The 10,408-nt window shown below is 68.9% G+C and carries 7 protein-coding genes and 3 pseudogenes; 4 read left to right on the top strand and 6 right to left on the bottom strand.

The genetic code is table 11. The annotated features are described in order from the left end of the window. Positions 1–954 (bottom strand): molybdopterin-dependent oxidoreductase (locus tag BMG07_RS37375; protein WP_198088717.1); only part of this gene is annotated, 954 nt, incomplete at its 3' end. A 57-nt stretch (positions 955–1,011) separates the two neighbouring features. Between BMG07_RS37375 and BMG07_RS37380 the strand changes: the two genes are divergently transcribed. After that, positions 1,012–2,139, top strand: a complete 1,128-nt coding sequence (locus tag BMG07_RS37380; protein WP_198088722.1) for an ABC transporter substrate-binding protein — start codon at positions 1,012–1,014, stop codon at positions 2,137–2,139. 54 nt (positions 2,140–2,193) lie between these two features. Here the strand turns inward: BMG07_RS37380 and BMG07_RS37385 are convergent, their stop codons facing one another. From BMG07_RS37385 to BMG07_RS45245, 5 genes and pseudogenes are all read right to left on the bottom strand, one after another. After that, a complete protein-coding gene (locus BMG07_RS37385) occupies positions 2,194–3,288 on the bottom strand; it encodes a M14 family metallopeptidase (RefSeq protein ID WP_198088718.1) in 1,095 nt (364 codons plus the stop codon). A gap of 7 nt (positions 3,289–3,295) precedes the next feature. Continuing rightward, on the bottom strand, positions 3,296–4,507 hold the full coding sequence (locus BMG07_RS37390; protein WP_198088719.1) for a M20 aminoacylase family protein: 1,212 nt from the start codon (positions 4,505–4,507) through the stop codon (positions 3,296–3,298). A 102-nt stretch (positions 4,508–4,609) separates the two neighbouring features. Then, positions 4,610–5,141 (bottom strand): annotated as a pseudogene (locus BMG07_RS37395) (nucleoside deaminase). A 48-nt stretch (positions 5,142–5,189) separates the two neighbouring features. After that, positions 5,190–5,456 carry a hypothetical protein gene (locus BMG07_RS44495; protein WP_307867270.1) on the bottom strand — a complete coding sequence of 89 codons (267 nt, stop codon included), beginning with the start codon at positions 5,454–5,456 and terminating at the stop codon, positions 5,190–5,192. Positions 5,457–5,464: 8 nt separating this feature from the next. Then, a pseudogene (locus tag BMG07_RS45245) lies at positions 5,465–6,633 on the bottom strand (nucleobase:cation symporter-2 family protein). A 28-nt stretch (positions 6,634–6,661) separates the two neighbouring features. On the opposite strand from BMG07_RS45245, the gene BMG07_RS37405 reads away from it, so the two are divergent. The 3 genes and pseudogenes from BMG07_RS37405 to BMG07_RS37415 all read left to right on the top strand — a co-directional run bounded on the left by BMG07_RS37405 (position 6,662) and on the right by BMG07_RS37415 (position 10,094). Further along, positions 6,662–7,576 (top strand): LysR family transcriptional regulator, encoded by a 915-nt coding sequence (locus BMG07_RS37405; protein WP_198088720.1) that lies wholly within the window; start codon positions 6,662–6,664, stop codon positions 7,574–7,576. Between the two features lie 38 nt (positions 7,577–7,614). Then, positions 7,615–8,780: pseudogene (argE, locus tag BMG07_RS37410) on the top strand (acetylornithine deacetylase). A 90-nt stretch (positions 8,781–8,870) separates the two neighbouring features. Next, positions 8,871–10,094 (top strand): DUF445 domain-containing protein, encoded by a 1,224-nt coding sequence (locus BMG07_RS37415; RefSeq protein ID WP_198088721.1) that lies wholly within the window; start codon positions 8,871–8,873, stop codon positions 10,092–10,094. Positions 10,095–10,408 lie beyond the last annotated feature (314 nt).

Consider the following 10,408-nt stretch of genomic DNA (forward strand, 5'->3'; position numbering starts at 1 on the left):
GCCGCCGCCGCGCACGCGCTGCATGCCGTAGTTCAGGCGGATGGCCGCCGGCTTGGTGGTGCCGTAGGCCTTGGCCAGCGACACGATCTGTTCTTCGGGAATGCCGCAGACCGCGGCCGCGCGCGACGGCGGCCACTGCAGCGCGCGCTCGCGCATCTGCTCCCAGCCCAGCGTGTGGTTGGCGATGTAGTCGTGGTCGAGCCAGTCGTGCACGATGAGTTCGTGCATCAGGGCCAGCGCCAGCGCGGCGTCGGTGCCGGGCAGCAGCGCGATGTGTTCGTCGCACTTGTCGGCGGTTTCGGTGCGGCGCGGGTCGATGCACACCAGCCGCGCGCCGGCGCGCTTGGCGGCCTGGGCGTGGCGCCAGAAATGCAGGTTGCTGGCAATCGAGTTGCTGCCCCAGATCAATATGAGCTTGGCCTCGGCGAAGAACTCGATGCGCATGCCGACCTTGGCGCCCAGCGTGTAGACCATGGCCTCGCCGCCCGCCATCGAGCAGATGGTGCGGTCCAGCAGGGTCGCGCCCAGCTTGTGGAAGAAACGCCGGTCCATCGACTCGCCCTGCACCAGGCCCATGGTGCCCGCATAGCTGTAGGGGACAATGACTTCGGGTTTTCCCTGTAATACTCGAAGATGCGCGGCGATGTCGTCCAGCGCGGCGTCCCAGCTCACCGGCTCGAACTGGCCGCTGCCCTTGGGGCCGACGCGCTTGAGCGGCTGAACCAGTCGCTCGGCGTGGTCGTTGCGCTCGATGTAGCGCGACACCTTGGTGCACAGCACCCCGCCGGTGTGCGAATGCGCGGCATTGCCCTGCAGTTTCACGGCCACGCCGTCCTTGACGGTGGTGACGAGTGCGCACGTGTCCGGGCAGTCGTGGGGGCAGGCCCCCAGCACGGTGGACGTGGCGGGCGGGGGTGGTGCTTCTTCGAGCAGGGAATCCGGTGCGTGGGGCATCGGACAAGTCTAATTTGTGCGCGTATCAGAGCGCGGGAGGGGGTTTTCGAAATGACGATGATGAATCGACGCCGTTTTTCATTGGCCGCGGGCGCGGCCGCCACGCTGGGCCACTTCGGCATGGCCCGGGCACAGGGCGAGACGCCGCTGGTGCTGGGCCAGTCGGCACCGTTCACCGGGCCGTCGGCGCAGCTGGGCATCCAGTTCAACCAGGGCGCCAAGCTGTTCCTGGACCAATACAACGCGCAGCCGGGCCGCCGCAACGTGGTGATCAAGAACCTCGACGACGGCTACGAGCCCGACCGCTGCGCCGCCAACACGCAAAAGCTGATCGAGGAAGACGTGTTCGCGCTCTTCGGCTACATCGGCACGCCGACCAGCCTGGCCGCGCTGCCGCTGGCGGTGAAGGACAAGGTGCCGTTCATCGCGCCGGTGACGGGCGCGATGTCGCTGCGCGAGCCGTTCCAGAAGAACGTGTTCCATCTGCGCGCGTCGTACAACGACGAGACGGCGATGATGGTCAAGCAGCTCACCACGCTGGGCCTGAAGAAGATCGCGGTGTTCCACCAGAACGACGCCTACGGCAAGGCCGGGCTCGACGGTGTGACGCTGGCACTGGCGCAGCAGGAGCTGAAACCGGTGGCGCTGGCGACGGTGGAGCGCAACTCGGTGGACGTGGCCCCGGCGGTGAAGGCCATCGTGGCGGCGCGGCCCGACGCGGTGGTGCAGATCGGCGCCTACAAGGCCTGCGCCGCGTTCATTCGCGAGGCGCGCAAGGCGGGCTACGGCGGCACGTTCTTCAACCTGTCGTTCGTGGGCACGCAGGCGCTGGCGGACGAGCTGGGCAAGGAAGCGGCCGGCGTGATGGTGACGCAGGTGGTGCCCTCGCCCTACAACGCGGCCAATGCGCTGACGCGCGAGTTCACGGAAGCGGTGCGCAAGGCCGGCAACGGCGCGAGCGCGAACTTCTCGAGCATGGAAGGCTACCTGGCGGCGAAGGTGCTGACCGAGGGGCTGCGCAAGGTGTCCGGCAAGCCGACGCGCGACGGGCTGATCGCGGGACTGGAAAGCATCGACCGCCAGCCGTTCGGCGGGTTCGAGGTGTCGTTCTCTTCGAAGAACCACGTGGGGTCGAAGTTCGTCGAGCTGTCGATGCTGACGGGGGATGGGCGGGTCCGGACCTGAACCGCCGGTGCGGGGTGAGTGCCCATGGCCCAGGGGGCCCGGGCTCAAGCAAGCTCAGCCGCTGAGCCCATCCACAGCCTGGAACATCGCCTGCCGCGCCTGGCTGACGATCTGCCCGCGCCACGCATCGGTGTCGGTATAGAAGGCTTCCACCATCCGCGCGCGGATGCCGTCCGCCAGGTCGGCCGGAGCCTGCGGGTGCTTGTGCAGCCAATGGTCGGCGCGCAGGGCACCCGTCACCTCGAGGATCGGCAACGTGCCGTATTCGAGCGCGATGCCGGTGTACTCGGCCTGCGGGCACTCTTCGTACATCGCGTCCCACATCAGGCCGCGCAGCAGCGCCGAGGTCGACGAGCCGTCGTAGATCGACGTCACCGGCGCGGCCGGCGTGCCCCACCACGCGTTGGCGCGCTGGTAGGCGACCTTGTCGTCGCGGCAGGCGAAGATGCGCTCGCCCAGGCCGTTGGGGCCCAGGCCCGTGTGCAGGTCGATCCAGGCCACGCGCCTGGCCTTGGCCGCATGGCGCTTGAGCACGCCACGAATGGTCTTGTTGCTCCAGGTCGGGGCCTTGCCGCCGAAGAACAGGCCGTCGTCGAACTGGTACTGGCCGCTGGTGACGGCCGCCTGGTACGCCGTGGCGCCGTGCTTCTCGATCCACTTGGCCACGGCCGCCTGGTTCTCGGGCGTGGGCGGCCAGGTGGCGGGCAGCAGCAACTCGTGCAGCTTGGCGTAGGGCTCGTTGACCGGCACCGGCTTCGAGAAGTCGATGAAGTTGCGGTTCAGGTCGACGTTCTCGTGCGTCACGCGCCGGCCGTACGAAAAGCCGTGCGGGTTGAGCGCGTGCACGTACAGCACGGCCACGCCCTTCGCCCTGGCCTTTTCGCGCCACTCGGCGTCGTGCAGCGCGAACACCTGCACGCCGCTGCCGCAATGGCCCTCCACGCCGTGGCAGGCGCTGGTGACGATCAGCAGGTGCTCGGCATTCGCGTCGCCGTCGAGCGCGACGTCCATCGACAGGTCTTCGCCGTCGCGGCCCTTCAGCGGGTGCGCATGCGGCTCGACCGTGAGGCCGGCGCTCACGCAGCCTTGCAGGAACTTCTGGCGCGCCTGGGCGTAGCGCGGGGAAAAGGCTTCGGCGATGGCGATCATGGCGCGATCAGTCGGCCGCGCCGCCGGGCTTGCCGTTGCCCAGGAACTGCTCGGCGATCTGCACCCAGCAAGTGGCACCCAGTGGAATGAGGTCGTCGTTGAAGTCGTAGCTCGCGTTGTGCAGCGTGCACGGGCCCTCGCCGTGGTGCACGTCGCGGTGCGCGCCGTCGCCGTTGCCGATGAAGGCGTAGGCGCCGGGCTTGGCCTGCAGCATGAAGGCGAAGTCTTCCGAGGTCATGGCGGCCTCCTGCTTGAGCACGTTGTCGGGGCCGACGATGCCGCCCATCACGCGGCGCGCGAAGTCGGCCTCGGCCTCGGTGTTGATGGTCGGCGGGTAGTAGCGCTCGAAGCGGAACTCGCAGGTGGCGTCGTGCGCGGCGCAGATGTGCTCGGCGATCTGCTTCATCTTGGCTTCGATCATGTCGAGCACCTCGAGCGAGAAGGTGCGCACGGTGCCCGACAGCTCGCAGTTGTCGGGGATCACGTTGTTGGTCTCGCCAGCGTGGATGGTGGTGACCGAGATCACGGCCGAGTCGGTCGGCTTCATCTTGCGCGTGAGGATGGTCTGGAAGGCCTGCACGATCTCGCAGGCGATCGGCACCGGGTCGATGCCGGTCTGCGGCAGCGCCGCGTGGCCGCCCTTGCCGATCACGTTGACGAAGAACTTGTTGCCCGACGCCATCACCGGGCCGGGGCTCACCGCGAACTGGCCGGCCTTCATGCCGGGCCAGTTGTGCATGCCGAACACGGCGTCCATGGGGAACTGCTCGAACAGCCCTTCCTTGATCATTTCGCGGGCGCCGCCGCCGCCTTCTTCGGCCGGCTGGAAGATCAGGTACACGGTGCCGTCGAAGTTGCGGTGCTTGGCCAGGTGCTGCGCGGCGGCCAGCAGCATCGCGGTGTGGCCGTCGTGGCCGCAGGCGTGCATCTTGCCGTGGTGCTTGCTGGCGTGGGCGAAGGTGTTGAGTTCGGTGACGGGCAGCGCGTCCATGTCGGCGCGCAGGCCGACGGCGCGGTGGCTGGTGCCGTTCTTGACGATGCCCACCACGCCGGTGGTGCCGAGCCCCCGGTGGATGGGAATGCCCCATTCGGTGAGCTTGCCCGCCACCACGTCGGCGGTGCGGACTTCTTCGAAGCAGAGTTCGGGATGGGCGTGGAGGTCACGCCGCACGGCGGCGATGCCGGCCGCCTGCGTGACGAGCGAATCGATGAGTTTCATGGCGGTGGAGATCTCAAAACGCCAGTCTATCCACTCTGCCCGCCGGAGGCACCGCGTAGATACGCGCAACCCCGCGTGCCATTCGCCCGCCGGCCGGGTCGCTCAGTGCCCGGCGTTCCAGAAGCCCCGATGCGGTGCGGCCGCCTCGTCCTCGAGCAGCGGGCCGACCACCTCGACCTTGTGCTGCCCGCGCACGAAGACCTCGCGGCAGGGCAGCGAGAAGGTCGGGTTCTCGGGGTGGTCGCCGGTCAGGCCGAGCAGCGTGTGCTCCGACAGCGCGTAGACCACGCGCCCGATGTTCGTCCAGTAGATGCGCCCGAGCACATGCAGCAGGGCTCGGCGCTCGTGAACAGCGTGCAGCGCGCCAACTGCTCGGGCGTGAGCCGGCGCGCGGCCTGCGCGGCGGCCACCAGCTCGGCGTGCTGCGTGGGGTCGCCCTCGGGCGGCATCGAGTTGTTGCCGGCGGTGACGACAACCTCGCCGTGTTCGTCGGCCACCAGCGCGGCGAACGGATGGCGCCCGCGCGCCTCGATTCGTCGGACAGGCGGATGGTCATGCGCAGCAGCTCGAGGTCGCGGGGCGACAGGTCGGCGGCGGGGGTGGTGGGGGTGGAGGAATGTGCGTGAGCGTTCATGTCGGCAGGATGTCTTTGAAAAGGAAAAAGGAAAAGGTCGTGTGACGCTCAATGCACCACAACGGCTTGCTCGTCGGCCGGCGCCGCATCGGCGGCGCCCCGGTTCAGCACCAGGTTGAGCAGCACCGCCGTGATGGCGCCCAAAAAGATGCCGCTCTCCAGCACCAGCCGCAGCGGCCCGCTGGCGTGCGCGAACAGCGCGGGGAACGACATCGGCAGCACGCCCACGCTCACCGACACCGCCACCACGATGGCGTTGCGCGTGCCTTCGAACTTCACGCGCGACAGCTCCTGGATGCCCGCGACCGTGGTCATGCCGAACATCACGATGGCGCAGCGCCGAGCACCGGCCGGGGCACCGACGCAATGAGCGCGCCCAGCTTGGGGAACAGCCCCATCAGCACCATGATGGCGCCGGCCGAGGCCACCACGTAGCGGCTCTTGATGCCCGACAGCGCGATGAGCCCGGTGTTCTGCGTGAACGCGTTGTATGGAAAGCTGTTGAACACGCCGCCGATCACCGTCGAGAGCCCGTCGGCGCGAAAGGCGTTGCCCAGCGTGGCCTGCGTCGACGGCCGCCCGACGATCTGGCCGATGGCCAGGCAGTTGCCGGTGGTCTCGGCCATGATCACCAGCATCGCGAGCGTCATGATGAGCGTGGGCACGATGCCGAACGCCGGCAACCCGACGCGAAGGGCGCGCTCAGCTCGAACCACGCCGCGTGCCCCACCTGCGCGAAGTCGGTGAGCCCGAAGGCCGCCGCGATGGCCGTGCCCGCCACCAGCCCCAGCAGCACCGAGAGATTGCCCACGAAGCCGCCGAAGCGCGCATAGACGAACAGCGTGACGCCGATGGTCGCCAGGCCCAGCAGCAGGTTGGGCGCGCTGCCGAAGTCGGCCGCGTCGGGGTTGCCGCCGCCCAGCCAGATGGCCGCGGCCGGCATCAGCGAGATGCCGATCACGGTGATGAGGCTGCCGATCACCACCGGCGGAAAAAAGCGCAGCAGCCGGCTGATCACCGGCGCCAGCAGCATCGTGACCGCGCCGCCCGCGATGACCGCGCCGAACACGTGCGGCAGGCCGTACTCCTTGCCGATCATGATCATCGGCGCCAGCGCGATGAACGAGCAGGCCTGCACCAGCGGCAGCCGCGCGCCGAACTTCCAGAAACCCAGCGTCTGGATCAGCGTGGCGATGCCCGAGGTCAGCAGGTTGGCGTTGATGAGCGTCACCACCTGCGCCTGCGTGAGCCCGAGCGCGCTGCCCAGGATGAGCGGCACCGCCACCGCGCCGGCATAGAGCACCAGCACGTGTTGCAGGCCGTAGGTCGCCATCTGCTGCGGGGGCAGCACTTCGTCCACGGGGTGGACGCCGGAAGAAAGGGTCATCGAAAGTCTCCGCGTTGTTTGTTGTCGCTGTCGTGTGCTGCGGTGCATGCCCGAAGCGGTGCGGATGATCGATGGCCCGTCAGGGGAATCAAAGTTAGTATCCATCGCTTTTTTCGATGGAAGGATGCCCGCCGTGCGCTATTCACTGGAGCAGTTGGAGACCTTCGCCGCCGTTGCGCGGGCAGGCTCTTTCTCGGCGGCGGGGCGGCTGCTCGGCCGCACGCAGTCGACCGTGAGCGCGGCCATCGGCAACCTCGAGGTCGACCTGGGCGTGGCGCTGTTCGACCGCGCCACCAAGATCCCCACGCTCACCGAGGCCGGCCAGCGCCTGCTGCGCGAAGCCACCGAGGTGCTCGACCGCTGCCTCGTGCTCGACGCCCACGCGCAGAGCCTGGCCGACGACGTCGAGCCCCGGCTCACTCTGGCCATCGAGATTCCCTACAACGTGCTGATGCCCGCGTTCACCGCGTTCGCCGAGCGTTTTCCGTTCGTCGACCTCGACGTGCGCCACCCGCTGGACGGCGACGTCAGCGCGCTGGTGCTGACGGGCGAGCCGCAGCTGGGCATCGCGTTCGCGCAGCCCGGCTACGCACGCGAGCTCGACTTCGTGCAGATGGGCAAGCTGGTGATGGTGCACGTGGCGGCGCGCGCGCATCCGCTGGCGGCATTGGCTTCGGTGAGTTTTGCCGACCTGCACCGGCACCGCCGGCTGGCCTTCAGCGCGCACAGCGAGCGGCTGCCGACCACCGAGTACCTGGGCGCCACGCAATGCTGGCGCGCCGAGAGCTACCTCGCGCTGCTGGAGATGACGCGCGCCGGCCTGGGCTGGACCACGCTGCCGCGCCGGCTCATCCAGCGCGAGCTCGACAGCGGCGAGCTGGTGGCGCTGCAACTCGACGCCTACCCGCACACCGACTGGCTGCTGGGCGTGGACCTGCTGTGGAACAAGACGCGCCCGCCGGGCAAGGCGGGCGCATGGCTGCGCGCCGAGCTGGCGCGCTTCAAGGTGTCGGAGACCGACAGCGCCGGCCACCCCACCACGTTCTGAGCAGGCACGCGGCGCCGACTTCCGGGAGAATGTGCCGCATGCTCCACACGCTTTCCCCCCAAAGCCTCCTGCTGGCCCAGACCCTGGTGCGCATGAACACCGTCAGTGCCAACAGCAACCTCGAACTGATCGACTTCGCGCAGAGCCACCTGAAGGCCCTGGGCGTGCAAAGCCGCATCACCTACAACGCCGAGCGCACCAAGGCCAACCTGTTCGCCACGCTGGGCGAAGGCAAGCCGGCCGGCGTGATCGTCTCGGGCCACACCGACACGGTGCCCTGGGACGGCCAGGACTGGAGCGTCGACCCGCTCTCGGCCGTCGTGCAGAACGAGCGCCTGTACGGGCGCGGCTCGGCCGACATGAAGAGCTTCATCGCGATCGCGCTGGCCAATGCCCACCGCTTCCTCGAGAGCGACTCGCCGTTCGCGGTGCACTTCGCCTTCAGCTACGAGGAAGAAATCGGCTGCTTCGGCGTGAAGGAACTGATCGCGACATGCGCGACGCGGGCATCAAGCCCCTGGCCTGCATCGTGGGCGAGCCCACCAGCATGGTGCCGGCCATCGCGCACAAGGGCGTGTACCGCTACAAGTGCTGCGTGCGCGGCAAGGAAGCGCATTCGTCGCTCACGCCGAAGTCGGTCAACGCCATCGAGATGGCGGCGCGCGTGATCGGCAAGGTGCGCGACATGGCGGAAGACTTCGAGCGCAACGAGCCGCGCTATGAAGGCTTCGACGTGCCGTTCAGCACGGCGAGCGTGGGCCAGTTCCACGGCGGCATCGCCGACAACGTGGTGCCGCGCGACGCGGAGTTCCGCTACGAATTCCGCGACCTGCCGACCGCCGACGCCAAGCGCATGCAGGCCGACGTGATCGCCTATGCGGGCAGCATCGAGCCGGCCATGAAGAAGGTGGCGCCCGACGCGGGCTTCAGCTTCGAGACGATCTGCGAGATCCCGAGTTTCCTGGGCGCGGCCGACAACCCGGTCACCAGGCTGGCGCAGCGCCTGGCGGGCGAGGAAGGCACCACGCTGGTGGCTTTCGGCACCGAGGCGGGCCTGTTCAAGAACGCGGGCATTCCCACGGTGGTGTGCGGGCCGGGCAGCATCGAGCAGGCGCACCAGCCTGACGAGTTCGTGAGCCTCGAGCAGCTGGCGCGTTGCGAGCTGTTCATGGAGCGGCTGGCTGCTTCTCCTGCCATCGGTTGAGATGAGGCGTTGCCGTTCGGGGCGCGCCCGCGCCCCGGGCCCCCACCCATCGGCTCTCCATTGACAGAAGCCAGCAACGGTCTCCAGCGCATGAAGCGCGTCGCGCTCGGCCTGCTGTGCGGCGCCGCCGTGCTCTATGCGGTGGCGAGCGTGTTGCATGCACGGCACCCCGCCTGGGGCTACGTCGCGGCCTTTGCCGAGGCCGCCATGGTCGGCGCCATTGCCGACTGGTTCGCGGTGGTCGCGCTGTTCCGGCATCCGCTGGGGCTGCCGATTCCGCACACGGCCATCATTCCGAGCAACAAGGACCGCATCGGCGCCAAGCTCGCGGGGTTCATCTGCGACAACTTCCTGAGCACCGCGCAGGTGCTCGACAAGCTGCGGCAGTTCGACACGGCCGGGCGCATCGCCGACTGGCTGGCGCGGCCCGAGAGCGGCAAGAAGCTCGGCGAATGGGGCGTGGCCGCCACGCGCTACGGGCTCTCGGCCTTCGACGACGAACGGGTGCGCGACTTCATGGGCCGCGCCGCCGCGGCGGGCCTCGAAAAGATCGATCTCTCGCGGCTCACCGGCCAGGCGCTCGACGCACTCACGGCCGGCGGACGCCACCAGGCGCTGCTCGACGACGTCTTGCAACAAGTGGCCGGCCTGCTCGAAGGCGACGAGGTGCAGGCGCACATCACCGAGGCCATCGCGCGCGAGATCAAGACGCTGCGCTACGTGGGCCTGGACCAGGTGGCGGCCAAGCTGGCCACGCGCAAGATCGTCGCGGCCGTGGCGCGCACCATCGGCGAGCTGGCGGCCGAGCCCGAGCATCCGATGCGCAGGCGCTTCGACCACTTCGTCGACGACTTCGTGGTGCGCCTGAAGCTCGACCCCGAGTTCCAACAGCGCGGCGAACAGATCCGCGCCGAGCTCATCGCGCACCCGGCGCTGGGCGACTACCTGCATGGCCTGTGGGGCGAGCTGCTCTCCTGGCTGCATGACGACCTGGGCCGCGGCGACTCGACCATCCGCCAGCGCATCGCCTCGATGGCCGGCGCGCTGGGCACACGGCTGCAGGGCGACGAGGCCATCCGCCGTTGGATCAACGAGCAGATCGAGGCCGCGGCGCCGCTGGCCATCGAGCGCTACCGCGAAGACATCCGCCGCTACATCGAGGAGCGCGTCGGCGAGTGGAACGCGAAGGAAATGACGCTCGAGCTGGAGCGCCACATCGGGCGCGACCTGCAGTTCATCCGCATCAACGGCACGCTGGTGGGCGGGCTGGTGGGGCTGCTGATCCACACGGTGACGCAACTGCTGCGCGGCTGAACGCGCGGCCAGGCGAAGGCTAAACAAAGGCTGAAGGCCCCGGGTAATCCACAGCGGACGAAAGTGCGCATCCTGTCCCGGGAGCGACGCCGCGGACACATCCGCCTCCTAGACTGCTGCGCGCAGCCCCCTAAGAGGAGAAGAACGCATGCCCCGTCGAAGCCTTCGCGCAGCCGCGCTGGCCACCATCGCAGCCCTCCTGGGCGCCTGCGGCACGGTGGTGACCACGCCCCCGGTGTCCGCGCCGCCGTCATCGGCGCCGCCCGCCGCTTCGCCGGCATCGTCCGCTGCGCTGAAGCCGCCCACGCGCCCCG

The sequence above is a fragment of the Variovorax sp. E3 genome, from assembly GCF_016082275.1.
Lineage (GTDB): Bacteria > Pseudomonadota > Gammaproteobacteria > Burkholderiales > Burkholderiaceae_C > Variovorax.

Bases quoted from the DNA above. Each gene is read 5' to 3' on its own strand.
- BMG07_RS37415 (WP_198088721.1), top strand. From the start codon at position 8,871: ATGAAGCGCGTCGCGCTCGGCCTGCTGTGCGGCGCCGCCGTGCTCTAT.
- BMG07_RS37390 (WP_198088719.1), bottom strand. From the start codon at position 4,507: ATGAAACTCATCGATTCGCTCGTCACGCAGGCGGCCGGCATCGCCGCC.
- BMG07_RS37385 (WP_198088718.1), bottom strand. From the start codon at position 3,288: ATGATCGCCATCGCCGAAGCCTTTTCCCCGCGCTACGCCCAGGCGCGC.
- BMG07_RS44495 (WP_307867270.1), bottom strand. From the start codon at position 5,456: ATGACCACGGTCGCGGGCATCCAGGAGCTGTCGCGCGTGAAGTTCGAA.
- BMG07_RS37380 (WP_198088722.1), top strand. From the start codon at position 1,012: ATGATGAATCGACGCCGTTTTTCATTGGCCGCGGGCGCGGCCGCCACG.